The organism is Aeromonas popoffii, from assembly GCF_037818705.1.
In the GTDB taxonomy this organism is placed as follows: Bacteria; Pseudomonadota; Gammaproteobacteria; order Enterobacterales; family Aeromonadaceae; genus Aeromonas; species Aeromonas popoffii.
This window is the reverse complement of record NZ_CP149129.1, coordinates 1,218,560-1,234,070: the sequence shown is the minus strand read 5'-3', so window position 1 is coordinate 1,234,070 and position 15,511 is coordinate 1,218,560. Positions and strand designations below refer to the sequence as shown.

General features: G+C 55.2%; 10 protein-coding genes and 4 pseudogenes. 8 read left to right on the top strand and 6 right to left on the bottom strand.

Features of this window, described 5'->3' with window-relative positions:
* Nucleotide 1: 1 nt before the first annotated feature.
* Together WJM78_RS05915 and WJM78_RS05910 are read right to left on the bottom strand one after the other, a co-directional pair.
* On the bottom strand, nucleotides 2–2,107 hold the full coding sequence (locus WJM78_RS05915; RefSeq protein WP_339014398.1) for a polysaccharide biosynthesis/export family protein: 2,106 nt from the start codon (nucleotides 2,105–2,107) through the stop codon (nucleotides 2–4).
* Nucleotides 2,108–2,537: 430 nt separating this feature from the next.
* On the bottom strand, nucleotides 2,538–2,888 hold the full coding sequence (locus WJM78_RS05910; RefSeq protein WP_052449301.1) for an STAS domain-containing protein: 351 nt from the start codon (nucleotides 2,886–2,888) through the stop codon (nucleotides 2,538–2,540).
* Nucleotides 2,889–3,220: 332 nt separating this feature from the next.
* Between WJM78_RS05910 and WJM78_RS05905 the strand changes: the two genes are divergently transcribed.
* The 6 genes and pseudogenes from WJM78_RS05905 (at nucleotide 3,221) to pagP (ending at nucleotide 6,942) form a co-directional block, all read left to right on the top strand.
* Nucleotides 3,221–3,712, top strand: a complete 492-nt coding sequence (locus tag WJM78_RS05905) for a molybdopterin-dependent oxidoreductase (RefSeq protein WP_339014396.1) — start codon at nucleotides 3,221–3,223, stop codon at nucleotides 3,710–3,712.
* Nucleotides 3,713–3,720: 8 nt separating this feature from the next.
* Complete coding sequence (locus WJM78_RS05900) at nucleotides 3,721–5,550, top strand: ATP-binding protein (RefSeq protein ID WP_339014394.1); 1,830 nt, start codon at nucleotides 3,721–3,723, stop codon at nucleotides 5,548–5,550.
* Between the two features lie 96 nt (nucleotides 5,551–5,646).
* Entirely contained in the window at nucleotides 5,647–5,760 is a 114-nt protein-coding gene (locus WJM78_RS22790) for an IS1 family transposase (RefSeq protein WP_422388434.1), read from the top strand.
* Nucleotides 5,761–5,776: 16 nt separating this feature from the next.
* The gene (locus WJM78_RS22785) at nucleotides 5,777–5,902 is read left to right on the top strand and encodes an IS1-like element transposase (protein ID WP_422388433.1); all 126 of its coding nucleotides are present in this window, start codon (nucleotides 5,777–5,779) and stop codon (nucleotides 5,900–5,902) included.
* A 40-nt stretch (nucleotides 5,903–5,942) separates the two neighbouring features.
* Nucleotides 5,943–6,274 (top strand): annotated as a pseudogene (locus WJM78_RS22780) (IS1 family transposase).
* 98 nt (nucleotides 6,275–6,372) lie between these two features.
* Nucleotides 6,373–6,942 carry a lipid IV(A) palmitoyltransferase PagP gene (gene pagP, locus WJM78_RS05890; protein WP_339014392.1) on the top strand — a complete coding sequence of 190 codons (570 nt, stop codon included), beginning with the start codon at nucleotides 6,373–6,375 and terminating at the stop codon, nucleotides 6,940–6,942.
* Between the two features lie 205 nt (nucleotides 6,943–7,147).
* Here pagP and WJM78_RS05885 read toward each other — a convergent pair.
* A pseudogene (locus tag WJM78_RS05885) lies at nucleotides 7,148–8,004 on the bottom strand (IS5 family transposase).
* A 71-nt stretch (nucleotides 8,005–8,075) separates the two neighbouring features.
* Nucleotides 8,076–8,520 (bottom strand): annotated as a pseudogene (locus WJM78_RS05880) (transposase); the annotation flags it as partial.
* Between the two features lie 315 nt (nucleotides 8,521–8,835).
* Between WJM78_RS05880 and WJM78_RS05875 the strand changes: the two are divergent.
* Together WJM78_RS05875 and WJM78_RS05870 are read left to right on the top strand one after the other, a co-directional pair.
* A complete protein-coding gene (locus WJM78_RS05875) occupies nucleotides 8,836–11,832 on the top strand; it encodes a LodA/GoxA family CTQ-dependent oxidase (protein WP_339014390.1) in 2,997 nt (998 codons plus the stop codon).
* Nucleotides 11,829–12,986, top strand: coding sequence for an FAD-dependent monooxygenase (locus tag WJM78_RS05870; RefSeq protein WP_052449300.1), 1,158 nt, complete (start codon nucleotides 11,829–11,831; stop codon nucleotides 12,984–12,986). Before WJM78_RS05875 ends, WJM78_RS05870 begins: the two co-directional genes overlap by 4 nt.
* A gap of 535 nt (nucleotides 12,987–13,521) precedes the next feature.
* Here WJM78_RS05870 and WJM78_RS05865 read toward each other — a convergent pair.
* Together WJM78_RS05865 and WJM78_RS05860 are read right to left on the bottom strand one after the other, a co-directional pair.
* Nucleotides 13,522–13,754: pseudogene (locus WJM78_RS05865) on the bottom strand (LysE family transporter); the annotation flags it as partial.
* 49 nt (nucleotides 13,755–13,803) lie between these two features.
* Nucleotides 13,804–15,378 carry an ATP-binding cassette domain-containing protein gene (locus WJM78_RS05860; RefSeq protein WP_339014388.1) on the bottom strand — a complete coding sequence of 525 codons (1,575 nt, stop codon included), beginning with the start codon at nucleotides 15,376–15,378 and terminating at the stop codon, nucleotides 13,804–13,806.
* Nucleotides 15,379–15,511: the final 133 nt, after the last annotated feature.

Sequence of the window (15,511 nt, the reverse complement as noted above, 5' to 3'; positions counted from 1 at the left end):
CTCACAGGGTTCCCATCAGAGCGACCACCGAGATAGTGGTGAGAATGTCCCGCATTCCCTCCATGAAGATGGCCCAGTTACTGCTCTTGCTATCGGGGATGAAGACGGTGTCTCCTACCCGCAGCACCGGTAGCTTGCTGAAATCAGGCTCCTTGGCAAAACCGTCCAGATCGAAGGTACGGGCCTGATCCCCCTGCCCGCTCACAGCCATGTTGATCACCACAATCTTCTTGATGTAAGCAGAGCTGGTTGGCCCACCGGCCTCCGCCAGCAGATCCAACAGGGTCATGGAAGAATTGAAGCGATAGCGGCCGGGTCGGGCAACCGCCCCTAGCACCCGGATGGTGTCCTCCTTGGGTTCATCAAGCCAGGGGCGGTTTTTCTCCGGCAAGTAAATGGAGTCACCTGGCAGCACCTTGGGCAGCAGAGTTTCATCACCGGTCTCGAAGTAAAGGGCCAGATCCAGCTTGCTCACCCGTGCCGTACTACCATTGCGATGGGCGATGCGTACATTGCGCAAGTCCGCCATGGCGCTAGGACCATCGGCAGCGGAGAGTATGTCGATAAAGCCCATCTGATCGTTGAAAGCGTAGCGACCGGGAGCGCCAACCTGGCCGAATATATAGATGGAACTGTCCGGTGACTGGCGTACCCACTGAGATTTGTTGTCGCTGGGATCGGTGGGCAGCTCGGGGATCATGATGGTAAAGCCGGCATGGATCGTTGGCAGGCTGGCGAGCGCGCCCCCCTGATGCAGAAACTTGTCGAGATCGAAGAGGGTCGGAGTTGCCATCCCCCCATCCGCCTTCAGGATCTGTACTTTGGCAATGTCGGCGCGCTCATTGGGGCCACCGGCATGGGCAATCAAATCAAGCAGAGACATCTCATCAGACCATTCATAACGACCCGGGATACGCACCGCCCCCATCACCATCACCGCCCGTCCGGGTGCCACTTTTAACCAGGACTTCTCGTTAATATCGGTCTTTTCCGGGACAAAAATCGCGTCGCCGGGTTTGATTTGAGCCAGCGCCTTTTGCGTACCTTCGGTGTAAGCCTGCAGATCGATCGGTTCGACCGACCCATCGGTGCGCAGTAAGCGGATTTGGCGACTCTCGGCATAGCGGGTCGGACCGCCAGCGTTGGCCAATATGTCGAGGAAGGAGTCTCCCTCCCGCCCCTCATAGGCGCCAGGTTTGAACACCTCTCCCATGATGTAGATGGTGCGAGCCCCCCGCTTGATTTGCTCTTCATCCTTGGGGATGAAGATGGTGGCCCCGGGGGCCAGAGTGGGCAGCAACTTATTGTTACCCGAGTCCAGGTAGGCTTTGAGATCGAACAACTCGGGGGCATCGCCATTGATCACCCGGATCCGCTCCACCCCTGCAAAACGAGTCACCCCTCCGGCCCGCATCAGCAGATCGACGATAGAGTTGCCACTTTTAAAGCTGAACGCACCTGGGCTGTTCACCTCGCCAAAGACCTTGATAGCCTTGCCGGTGTCACCATCCCCCCCTGCCGCCAGGGTTGCAGCATCAAAATCAATCTGGACGTTGCCGATGAGAGGAGAGGCTGGCACGAACACCACATCGAGGGATTGCAGCGGGGGCAGCAAGCTGGCATCGCCGGTATCGAGATAGTGCTTGTAGTCGAAGTTGGAGACGGTATCGCCACGACGTACCTGCATGTTGTTGAGCTGGGCACCCGGCACCAAACCACCAGCCGCATCGAGCGCCATCTGTACATTGCCATCGGGTGCCAGATCATAGCTGCCTGGCTTTTTGACATACCCCATAACACTAATGAGCAGGCGCTTTTCCAATAGCGTGACTGTTAATTGGGAGAGGTTATTGTAGATGGGCTTGAGGGCAGTACGGATAATCTCATCCGCCTGCTGGAGCGTTTTCCCCCCCACCACTACAACGCCCACCTCGGGGAGTTTCACTTCCCCTTGCTTGTTTATCTGGAAAGGCTGGTCAAAAGCGGCCTCCCCTGGCTGCACTATCGCCAGTCTATCCCCGGGAGCCAACAAGGTGGTCGCCAGCAGCGGACAGGCAAACAACAAGAAAACAAAACAAATCAATCCTTTGATAGCGCCCCGATTCATAAACATCCTTTTGCTTGTTACGTGTGCCTCCACTGACGCAAGGGAAGCCCCGACCAATCTGTGCTACAGCCTTCGCTGACTCTCTCTTCAAGATGCAAACGTACCTGTTGTAACGATTGTGCCAGCATCGTCTGACGCCAGGCAACCTCTGACCAGAGTCGACCATGCATATCCCGCACGATGTCAACACGTTGAGATTGCAACTGTTTCAACCCTGCGGGCATGCACTCACGCAGATTGGCTTGCTTCAATGTGGCTAGCTGCTTATCTAGCTCCTTTTGACGCTTATCATAACGTAACCAGATCCGCCGTTCATCCTCGTTCCGTGGCAATAGGGTAGGCCTTACCTCGGCAAGCCCCCCATAACCTTCAGGCGGCCACTGGGCGCAGCCGGATATCAGCAAGCATATCCACAAGGCACACCACCTTTTCATGATGTTGCCGCCATCATGCCGCAAGAGAGCATATAAACTTTGATACTCTCATGGCACGGGATGACTCTGTCTATATGTAACATTTCCAATAGGTCATGGGGTTGACCTGGGCCACAAATAAGCTCCAGACGATGACCTTTCATAAGCAATCTTTTATACAGGAAGACCAAGGCCCCAATACCCGATGAATCAATAAAATGAACGTCACGAAGATCGGCTAGTACATCACCAGAGTACTCTGATAACCGCTCGAACAAAGGCCGTAATTCGCTGACTGCCATCGCATCGAATTCATTCTCCAGTGCGATGACTTGGGTGTCATTGAGGGTGTAAGTCATACTTTCCATGTTCAGCTCCTTGTTTATACCTAGACAGCTCACTTTCACGACAGTTGAAGCAATGCAAAGGCTGTGCCGGATCAATAAGCCCCATAAGCTCCTAATCTATCGCCCACAAAAAGCCCCATTTGAGACGACAAGCCCTATTTTAGTTACTAATTTGCAACATGAATCCGCCTTTTGTTGCAAAGTGCAATGAAACTGGAACCAATCTCCTACCTCCCTGCCCGGCCAAGCCGCAAACCGGCGTTTCTCACAGATCGGCCCGTATATTGCTTACTCTCCCTTGCCGATGCTCACCATTGCCAGTATCAGCTTCGAACGGATTGATGGAGGAAGATATGAAATTCACCTTGTATGTCGCACCGCTTCTGGCCACCCTCTGCGGAGTCGTGCAGGCCACCCCCTCCCCCGACAATGCCCTGCTCAGAGTAGAAGGGAGCATCACTCAGCCCAACTACCAGCAATTGGCCTTGTGGGATAGTGCAATGCTGGATCAACTGCCCGAGTACGAAATCAAGACCCACACCCCTTGGTACGACGAGGAGAAAACCTTCCGGGGTCCGCGGCTCAGTGACCTACTGGCCAAGGTCGGCGCCAGTGGCAAGCAGCTAACCATCACCGCCCTCAATGACTATTCCGTCCAGATACCCGCCAGCGATGCCAGCCAATACCAAGTGATCCTGGCCCGTAGCATCAATGGCAAACCCCTCTCGGTACGCGACAAAGGGCCACTATTCCTCATCTATCCCTTTGATCAATATCCTGAGCTTCGCAACAAGCTCTACTACGGTCGGGCCATCTGGCAGATCAGCCAGATCAAGGTGGAGTGAGGTATATCATGCGATCCATAGCTGCGAGTCAGCGATCTCTGTTCGTGGTGCTCTGCGTCCTGTTGCTGGCCTTTGCCGGTATTGGCACCATCCAGTATCGGCAATTCCAGGACCTTCATCGCAGTACCACCCAAGGTGAAGACAACGTCATGTGGAACTATTTTCAGCTCTACAACGAGGCGTTGCGCTTTCAAAACTCACTGCAGCATGACTCACAGGCTAAGTTTCAGCTCAGGTACGACATCATGGTTAGTCGCATGGACCTGATACTGGAGAGTAAGGATCGCAGCCTGTTGCAAGAGACCCAGATATATCAACAGGCCAGCAAGGCGATCCTCAGTTACATTGCTCTGGCCGATATCTGGCTTGGACCAGATAAGGTCACACAACTGGACCAGACAGCGCATCAACAGTTAAACCAAGAACTGGAACAACTGCTCCCACTGCTTCATCAACTGACACTGGAGGTCAACCAGCAGGCGACCTTATTCGACGTCATCCGGCGCGATGGAGTGCGAGAGCAGATCATCACAACCACACTGATCGCTACATTGCAGTTTGCCTTGCTGTTTGTGCTGGCCCTGCTCATATGGCGCCAAATGAACACATCCTATCTGCACCACAAACTGATGCAGCAACTCAACGAGAAGCTACTCCAGGCCAACCGTGAAGCAGAAGCCGGTCAGCGGGCCAAAAGTAGTTTTCTGGCCAATATGAGTCACGAAATACGCACCCCCATGAACGGCATCCTTGGCATGTTGTCACTGCTGGCAGATAGAGAGATGGCCCCGAAGGAACGAGACTATCTGGAGACTGCTCGGGAGTCGGCCAACCACCTGCTGGGACTGCTCAATGACATCCTGGATATTTCCAAGTTGGAAGAGGGCCGGATCGAACTGCTCCTCGCACCCCATCATTTACCTCATCTTTTGGAAGATATCCGAGTGCTGATGCAGAGTAGCTGCGACGAAAAGGGGATCAAACTAAACCTGACGTTGGCCCCTGAGACACCAGAATGGCTGATGATGGATCCCCTGAGGGTACGTCAAATACTGTTCAATCTACTGAGCAACGCCATCAAATTTACCCATCAGGGTGAGGTCAATATCAACATAGATAGTCGGCCACTGGATAAAGACTGCCATTCGATCAGGATTTCAATCCAGGACACAGGTATTGGCTTGAGCAAGGATCAGATAAAAAACCTATTTCAACGCTTCTCCCAAGCCGATGTTTCCATTACCCGTCAATATGGTGGTTCCGGCCTTGGCCTGGAAATATCCCGCAATCTCGCGCGTTTAATGGGAGGCGATATCTCGGTCGAGAGTCAAGATGGATTTGGAAGTACCTTCACCTATATCTGGCCTGCCCAAGCGACCATACCTTCCATTGTCTGCTTACCCTCCAAGTCAGTTAATCAGGAGAGCTATCGTATTTTGCTAGTGGATGACAATGCCACTAATCGCAAGGTAATAGGTGCCATGCTCGATTCTGTCGGCCATCAGGTCACACTGGCGATACAAGGAGAAGAAGCATTAACAAAATTGACACAAGCTACGTTTGATCTGGTATTGATGGATGTCCAGATGCCTATCATGGATGGCTTGGCGGCTACCACCCAGATACGACAATCCTCAAAACCTTGGGCTAACATTCCCATTATTGCGTTAACTGCTGATGCCATGCCAGAATCCAAACAATACTATATGTCACACGGTATGAACGGTTACATTACCAAACCGGTAAATAAAGACGTACTTATCAGTGAAATAAATAAACATATATTTAAAAAGAAAATGTCAACTCAAAATCTAATGCATATATCATCATTGCAATGATAATATCCCCATATCCGGGTAATGCTAAACATCCGGTCATGCCTACATTCTGGTGATAAGGCATGGTGATGCTTTTGAGACTCAGTTATTTATGGCATGGTTCACTGCCCTCGTTGCCACTCCGACCGCATATATCGCCACGGTAAGACCCTTGCCTGTCCCCACGTTTTTCAGCTCACTTATATGACGCGCGTAAAATCCTGGCGTTAAAGCGAAGATTGTCGAGATGGTGTTCAACGGCTCAGGTGCCCGTGACACCGCTCGCGTCCTCAACATTGGTATTAACACCGTCCTGCGCACCTTAAAAACTCGCACCAAGGCACGTAACTACCGAAAAGGTTGTGTTGGATAATGTGTCGCTTATTGGTGAACTGGATGAGTAATAGGCCTATATTGGCAATAAAAAACATCGACATTGGATTTTTTATACCTTTGATACCCAAAGAACATGTGTTGTTGCCTACACCCTGGCCAGCGCAGCGATGACACATGCCGTCGATTATTGAGCCTGTTGGCTCCCTTCCAACTTGGCTTTATCACCAGTGATAACTGGGGAAGCAACGCCAGAGCCGTCCCACGCGAGAGACATCTGACCGTGAAAATATTCACGCAGCATATCGAGCGTCACAACCTGACGCCCAGAACGCGCATCAAGCGACAGGCCCGTAAACCATCTTTTTCCCACTCTTTTGAAATCCATGAGAACGTCCACCACTTCAACTGATTGGAGGCATCACCGACATGAAATGGCACCCAGCCTTGACAGCGGAAAAACTTGTCCTATGATACGTCGATACTTCCCTTCTATCAGACAGGTTTCATATGCGAAGTTATCTTGTCGGCTTAGGGTCGGTGTTACTTTTGTCGACGACTACCCTCCATGCGGCGTCACCCACTAATGATACAGAAAATAACCTTCATTGGTGGGATACCTTTACCAACAACGTAGTAAAAACGAAGGAAGAGCCACAACATTACGAACTGTATTTGCCTTTTCTTAGTTGGCATAACCGCCTGCTATACGATGAGACAGATCATTACAATGAAATGCCATGGGGGGGCGGCATCGGCATATCACGCTATGACGAACAGGGTAACTGGCATGCACTGTATTCCATGATGTTTAAAGACTCCCATAACCACTGGCAACCGGTTATCGGCTATGGGTGGGAAAAAGGATGGTATATGGATGACGATGAAGATGTTCGTCTAGGTTTAGGGTTTACGGCAGGGGTAACTGCACGTAAAGATATGGGTAATTACATCCCTCTGCCGCTTGTGTTACCACTTTTTTCTGCGAGTTATAAGCAAATAAGCACGCAATTTACCTATATCCCGGGGTCAAAAAATAATGGCAACGTCCTCTTTGCCTGGTTACGCTACACTTTTTAACTTGACTGTGTAACGAAACAATTAAGGACACCCACCTTTCTGAGCCAGCCACTGCTAGGCTGGCTACTTCCCCTATCAAAAGTACTGACTCCAGAAAAAAAGTCTACATCAGGCGGCCGAACTGCTGGCAATGCGCCCGGTCTAAATAACTGATCCTAATAGTGCTACACCTTTGCTGTTCCATAGCCATGCCTAGGCTGTGTTCTCAAAGTGCTGGTTTTCTGTCCACCAATAGTTCCCGCAAGTAACGAAGGCAGAAAGCCAGCTTGATAAAAGCTGCAAAACTTACCGCCAGCTTTTCATACCTCGTTGAGGATCGGCGAAACTTCTTCAGCCATCCGAAGCACCGCTCGACCACATTTCTCCTGCGATAACGAGCTTTGTCTAATACCAGTGGACGCCCCTTATGGTGCCGCTGCTGGTCGCTACATTGCGGGATGACCGCTTTTATCCTTCTGCGCCGGAGTTCGGCCCGCAAAGCCCTGCTGCTATAGGCCTTATCTGCGGCAAGATACGTTGCCCGCGTGCGATAACGGCCTGATGAGGTCGGTATCCTTGCCATGGCCAACGCACTTGTCGCATATCTGATTTCCGCTGATTGCCCCGGCGAAAGGCAGAACCCCAGCGGCAAACCATGACCATCAGTGACCAAGTGAATCTTGCTGCCAAAACCGCCACGTGATCGACCAAGAGATTGATTTACCTGAGTGTTTTTTTACGCGATCTAGCAGCATCTTTGGATGCCCTGACATTGGAGCCGTCAATGCACCACAGGTAGAAGTCGATAAGACCTTCCTCACATTGAGATGCAGTTGCAGCGCTTCAAGGATGGCATCGATGCGGCCTGTACTCTGCCAACGTCAAAAGGTGTTGTAGACCGAACTCCATGGGCAGAAACGTTCTGGCAGATCTCGCCAAGGAGCACCGGTGTGGAGTATCCAGAGAATGCCATCGAGCACCTGGCGTGGCTCGCGAGTAGGGCGTCCGCTTATGCGGTGATATGGAAAAAGGGGGCTCAATAAAGCCCCATTGTACATCGGTCAACTGATAGCGACGGGACACTGCATAGGTCTTAAGCTGTTGAGAAGATGTGAGATTATATCTTCATCACTTTAAGAACACAGCCTAGCCCGCCAGGAATCGCGAATCAACGCCAGCCATCTGGCATCTTCCTTGGCATGGTCAGACTCGGGTCGGTGCTGTCATTGGTAAAAACCGGCACGGGCAACTTGCAACAAACGACACATGGTCGTCAGCGGCCAGGTATGTCGATGTTCGTTCATGCAGCGGTACCTTACTCGGACTCCCTGGCAAAGTACCGCGCGACTTTTTTTAGAATATCTCGCCCTTCCTCTGTGCAACTCATTTGCCCCCCAGTGCGAAGGATTTCGCTCTTGGCCTCGATCAACTCGGCGGCCTGTTTCTCCGAGTGATTTGGGCTGACCGCTTGCACCCATTTGTACAAGCTGTGGCTGGAAACCCCTGCCGGGCGGAAACCTCGGCCACAGAGTCGCCACGTTCAGTGACCTGCTTGACGGTTTCTTCTTTAAATTCAAGGGGGAAACGCTGTGTGCTCATGGACATCCTCCCATGCTCAAATCATAGGGCAGGGTTGCCTACAGGAGACGGGACAGTCCAGTGAAGCTCACGAGGTATCTAGGGAAGTGGGGGGCGATTCAATCTGCAAGTGCGAGTAACGCAATGACCCTATTATATTTTCCAACCCAAAAAAAGATCAAAAACTCCACACGCAAGATTTCCATATGAAACTACCCTGTAGGGGGTGGTATCAGAGCCACCCCTGCCATGAGCTTACCGCTCACCCCGCTTTTCGAAGGAGACTCGTTATCTCATGGCTTTACCCACAGATGCTCCCAGCGAGGTGAAGTGCTAATGAATAGTCCGAAATCCCCCAATGGAAATTGCCAGATCGACCCCATCACCAGCCTGAAAGAGATGTTCGTCGAACAGGTACAGTACGGGCGGATCCAACAGGGCCAATGTCCAGCGAGACGTCCTGTTTTCTTGCGGTTGCACGGCGTGGCTCATGGGCGTTTCGAGATCGTTCCGGATTTACCGGAGTCGCTGCGTGTCGGCATCTTCGGTCAAAGGAAGTCTTACCCGGCATGGGTACGGTTCTCCAGCGACATCAAAGACTCCTTACCGGACTACCAAAGCACGGTTGGAATTGGCATCAAGCTGTTTGACGTCGTAGGCACAAAACTACTATCGCCGGACGAGGCGGCCCCAACGGCCGACTTCATCCTGCAGAACATGAACGTGTTCTTTGTCGACAACGCGCAGCAAATGTGTGAGTTCACTCGGGCTTCGCTGAACACGAAAGAGGATCATGACGCATGGCTGGCGGAGCACCCGGAAACGGACCGCATTCTCAAGGCGATGAAGAAAGAGGTCCCGACCGTCCTTGCATCCGAGATGTGGAGCGTGATTCCGTTCCGTTTCGGCGATAAGCGCTATTGCAAATACAAACTGGAACCGGAATGGATTCCTGAAGGAGCCGAACCTGACCTGCAGGACCCAGGCTATCTCCAGCGGGACCTACAGCAACGCCTAGCCAACGGCGAGGCCCGACTCCGTTTCATGGTCCAGCTGCAAATCGACCCCCTGTCCATGCCACTGGATCAGGCGATGACAGAGTGGAGTGAGAAAGAGTCCGCCCCCATTCACGTGGCCACACTGATCCTGCCGCAACAGGATATTTTGGCCCGTGGGCAGACCGAGTATGGCGAGACCCTGTCTTTCAACCCATGGCGTACCTTGCTGGAGCATGAACCGGTCGGCAGCATCGCCGCTGCCCGCAAGGTGGTTTACCAGGCTTCCGCCACCTTGCGCCGCGATGTGAATGGCCAGCCGCTCGGCGAACCGGAAACGCCCCGCTCGGCCGCCATCTGGCCATCGGCACGTGGTCCGATTGTACGGGCGGCCATTCATCCTGGCATCGGTATCGCTCGAGTGGGTACCAGTACCGAACCAGATGGCTACTTCCTCGGCCCGGAGGTAGTGCATCCAGAACTGACCATGGCGGGTGAGCACCGGGACCACCATGGGGCGCTCAAACGCCAGGCTGCGATCTTCCGTATTTATGGGTTGAACGCCGCCGGCGAGGTCGTCGACGAGCTGACCTCTGACAAAGCGGACATCCACTGGCACGCACATCTCGCCAATCGCAAGGCTCAGTGGTACCAATTCAAGCAACCGATGGATATTCCGGATTCAGCCACCTTGGCCGTTCCGTTGCGCAACCCGAACCTCCAAGGCGACGACCGCTCTTGCCTGGTGATCGACCCGGGCGAACGCCACATCTCCGGGATCAATAAGCAAGGACCCGAATACCACTTCGACAGCGGACATTTCATGGGCGTCAACGTCCCACTGGGCGAGCTGCGCACTGACGACAAGGGCCGTCTGCTGGTGCTCGGCGGTCATGGGCGTTCCGCATCGCCCGAGGGGCGTCCAATCTACGACCCGACTGCCCCGGACAGTTTCAATAATGCGGCCGACTGGTATGACGACGTATCGGACGGCCCGGTTTCCGCCACTGTCTACCTTAACGGGCAGAACATCCCGGTCGACGATGCCTGGGTGGTGGTCGCTCCGCCGAACTTTGCACCAGATGTGATTGGCTGGCGCACCCTTTACGACCTGCTGATGGACACTTACATCGAGAGCGGCTGGCTTCCCTTCCCAGAAAAAGTATCGTTCAGCAAAGATGTCCTCCCCGCCCTGCAACGCCTTAGCAACCTGCAATGGGTGAATCAAGGCTACGCCACTCTCTTCGGCAAGGGCGGGCAGTTCGATTTCGACGATCCTAAGCTGATTGCCAAACTGGCCCATCGGCCGGAAAGTGTCGACCAGAATCCATACAATGAGCTTCGCCAAATCATTTACAACAGCTTCCGCCTCTCCGGCCAGACCGCGGTGGACCCACGCAGCTGGCCTTGGCAGTACGGGGATGTCGACTTCCCAACCTCGGCCCCGGACCGAGACAAGCCAATTTCCCCAAGCGCGTATCTGTCCATGTCTAAGGTTCGTAGCAAGCTCCTGCAACGCTGGGCATCCGGCGACTTCGAGTGCGACTGGCCTCCCAAGGAGGAGCCCGCCCGCGAGCTGAGTCAAGTTCCTCTGGCGGAGCAACCGGACATGCTCGACAAGGCAGCCCTGCACTTTTGCCTGGCCGATGCCTTCCATCCCGGCTGCGAGCTGCCATGGATCATGCGTCATGCCAGCCTGTACCGTGCGCCGTTCCGGATCCGCGCGCTACCGAAAGAACAAACGGCCCCCAGCGACTACGGTAGCAAGCTGACCCAGTCGATCGCCCTACAGCCCGACGGTCCCGTGTATGCGCAACCTGCAGGTGGCCTCACTCGCTGGATGGCCCTACCCTGGCAGGGCGACTCCGCCTTCTGCCGCTCGGGTTACGACATCAAGTACGACCCGTACCTGCCGACGTATTGGCCGGCCCGAGTACCCAATCAAGTACTCAGCCTGCGCAACTACCTCAAAGTGATGGACACGAGTCTGCCTCGCGATGAACGTATTTTCGCCTTCCGACAACGCGACAACTGGCTGGCCCCGGTTCTGGGCACTCTGAGCAATCCCGCCAAGCCGCCGCAGGTCATGCTGAACATGATCAACCAGTTTGGCGAAATGGCTCTGGTCGAGGCCCGACCCGGCATTGAAGACGATCCGGACTTTCCCGCCGTGATGTTTGTCGCGACATTGCCCGGCGAGTCGGAGCAGTCGCCACACATGGGGACCTTGTTCGACCACACGCTGGCAGGCAGTATCGAGCAAAACCACCAGCTCCTGCGGGCCGGCTGGCTCAGCCACCAACAGCTCGAGGCGTTCAATGAGGTGTTCAAGCCATGACGACGTGGGATGTCCTGGTCGTGGGGGCCGGCCCGGCTGGGTCGGCCTGCTCGAAATGGTTGGCTGAAAGGGGCCTCGGAGTCTGCATTGTGGCCCCTCCTCGCTCCGGCATTCGGGCAGGCGAAAGCCTGCCCGGTGCGGCCTACCCCCTGTTGCGCGATCTCGGCTTGCTAGCCGCCTTGCAGCAAAGCTACGCATGCCCTTGCCATGGCAATCTCTCGGCATGGGGCAGTGAAGACCTAGTCTGTACAGACTTTATCCGGGACCCGAATGGTATGGGCTGGCATCTGGAACGCGAAGGCTTCGACCTTGCGCTTCACCAAGCGGCCTTGGCCTCGGGCGCTGTCCACGAGCCATTCCGAATAGAAACGGTCCGACGCGATGGCGGGTTGTGGCAAGTTGGCCTGTCTGATGGACGCATCCTTTCATCGCGCTTTCTAGTAGAAGCCAGCGGCCGCAGCAGCATCATTGCTCGCCGCCTGCGAGTCCCACGCCATCAGGACACGCCGCTGGTCGCGCTATATGCCTGGGGGCAAGACCGAGGACAAGACCAAAGGAGCTTGGTGGAATCAGCCTCTGTGGGATGGTGGTATAGCGCGTCGGTCCCCGGCAATCGCCGGGTACTCGGCCTACACGTGCAGCGGGAGTTCGCGGCCCACATCCAGCGAAAGCCACAGCTATGGGCTCAGCAGCTGGCAATGACTCGGTACATGCGCGAATGGTGCGATGCCAACTCGGACTGGACTGAATTGCAGGCCTATGCAGCGGGCGGGGCCTATCTGGAAAGGTTTGGGGGAGAACAATGGCTAGCCATTGGTGATGCAGCCCTCGCGATGGAACCACTCTCTTCCCAGGGGTTGTTCAACGCCCTGTACACCGGTTTGCGGGGCGCCCAGGCAATTGCCGCCTCCCTTCGCGGCAACATGGTCTTGCACGCCGATTACTGTTCGCGATTACAGCACGTACGCCAAGCCTACCTGCGACATACCTGCTTGTTCTATGCTGCGGAATCCCGCTGGCCAGACCAACCATTCTGGAAGGAGCGGCATACACAGTCTCTGGTAATGCTGAATCAACAGCAGGACTCAAGCATGACGCTTAACGAGACAATGCCGCACAGAACCTCTCAAACTGAGGTGCTCAGCACTCCGTAGACAGCCCGAAAAAGCTCACTCACTTGGCGAACTGATTCCAGTTCGCCCCACTGTGCGCCGAGCCCTGCTGTGAGATGAGGTATTTAAGGCGGCCATGCTGCAAAAGCATGGCTATGCAATCAATGTGGCTTTCCCATGCTCGACAGAGGACACCGGTCTCGCCGTCGAACCTTGGCTACTCCTACGATAGATATTTTCCCGAATCGAATCGATCTAGCACTGGTTCTGCTTAGTCATACCGAACTGGTGAGAACGGTAATCCCCCCGAAAATCTGACATTGCCATTTTGACCCCACACTTTAACCCGCACCTGTCTTACATCCCTTAAGATAGCTTTAGACAAGAATGGATAATTAAAAGATACAAATCAATCGGATAGCATTATCCCATGGACAACGCTAAACAGCATTAGACAGGCAGTATGATAATCCGGCATGAACTGATCTCGATCAGACCTGCTACATTGCAGACGAAGGCGTATTCGCGCGATGGGATACGCCTTTTTCTATGCCCGGTTGTCTCTCATGGCAGAATCTCACTCCGTCGCCAGCTTGATACCGATCCCCACGAAGAGCCCCCCATCAGACGGTTGAGCCAAGCTCCCAGCCGGGCTGGCAACCTTACCTTGCGACTTGCACAGGCCGTTGAGAATGCCAGCAGATGACACCAGATCATGCCATTGAAATTGAAGATGCAGCCCAGCACGATGAAGGCCTGCGCCTTCTGCGGCGCATCGGGGGCGATACATTGGGGCACGAAGGCGAGGAAGTGAAATCTGGGACACCCACCTTTCTGAGCCAGCCACTGCTCGGCTGGCTCATGATTTAACCCCCTCCCCCTCTAGCCAATACTCCCGCTCAATCCCCACACCCGCAACAAAGTCGGGATCGTGGGAGGCCAACAGCAGGGTGCCCGGGTAGTCGGCCAGCACCTGTGTGAGCAGCTGACGCGAGGCATGATCCAGATGGTTGTCCGGTTCATCGAGCAACAACAGGTCGGGCTGGTGCGCCAACACCATCAGCAAACCCAGTTTTAGCCGCTCGCCACCGCTCAGACCATGACAGGGCTTTAAGGCGCGATCGCCACGCAGGGCAATCCCCGCCAACCGGGTTCTTGCGTCGCTTTCGGCCAGGTTGGGCGCCACTGCCAGCAGGTTGGCAAGCGGGCTGAGATCCCGCGCAATCAGGCCAAGCCCCTGATCGAGGCAGGCCATCCGGCCATTGATACGAAACGTGCCGCAATCGGGCGCCAGCGCCCCACGCAGCATCTGCAGCAGACTCGATTTGCCGCTGCCGTTGCAACCGCTTAGCAGGCAGCGTTCACCCCGTTGCAGTACCAGCGTGACCGGCTGACCATGCCAACGCGGGTGACAGGCATCCGTGATCACCAGCGGCTGGGCCGCCCCCTTGCTTTCGCTCCCCGCAGGCCACTGCATAACCAGTGGTTGCACCGCCGCCAACGCAGCGGTCGCCTCGGCTCTGGCATCCGCCTGCGCACTGTGGCCCCGCTCGTGGCGATCCAGCACCTTGCCAAGGGATTTGCCTGCCTGATCCTTTTTAAAATCAAGCACCACCTTGGCCTGGGAGCCGCGCTCGCGCCGCCCCTGACCGGCCCGTCTGGCCGCTTGCTCGCGCACCTTTTGCAAGCTGCGCGCCGCCGCCTTTTCACTTCGCACCGCCTGCGCCAGCCGGGCGGTGCGAGCCGCCTGCTCATGGGCCTGCTGGGCAAGATACTCCGTAAACGGCAGCTCGGCACGTTGCAGCCCCGCCTCACCGAGCTCCAAGATCTGGCTCGCCTGATTAAGCAGACGCCGATCGTGGCTCACCAGCAGGTAGCCACCGCGATGGCTGGCCAATTGCTGACTCAGCCAGTCGATGCCAGCGGCATCGAGGTGGTTGTCCGGCTCATCGAGCAACAGAAAGTGATCCGGATTGGCAAAGAGGGCCAACAAGCGCAAGCGGCCAAGCTGGCCCCCGCTTAACCGATCGAGCGGCTGGTGAGCATCCAGCGCCAAACCGGCCTGAGCCAACAGGGCGGCAAGATCACTGCGCAAGGACCAGCGTTCCGCCAGCAGATCGAAATCACGCTCATCCGTGCTGCCCTGCTCAATCCGCTCAAGGGCGCGCAGCGGCTCGCCCCAACCGATAACGTCGCCCACGCTGCCCTCCCCTTCTGGCACAAACTGGGACAACCAGCCGATGGGCCTGTGCCACTCAATCTTGCCTGCGACCGGACGGCGCTGGCCCGCCAGCAGTTCGATCAGCAGGCTCTTACCGATGCCGTTGCGGCCAAGCAGGGTTGCACCCGCAGTGGCCAGAGAAAAGGTAAGGGGCTGAGTACATCCACCGAAGGGCAGCTGCAACTGTTTGATATAACATGCAATATGGGTCATCTGAACTCCTTTTGGCCGATGCCGGAGCAACAGACCAAGAGCCATCGCCAAATGACAGGGACACGTGTCCACGGATTGGGAAAACAAAGAGGAGTCAGCATCAACCTGTCACGGTAAGACGCACCCGATCTCC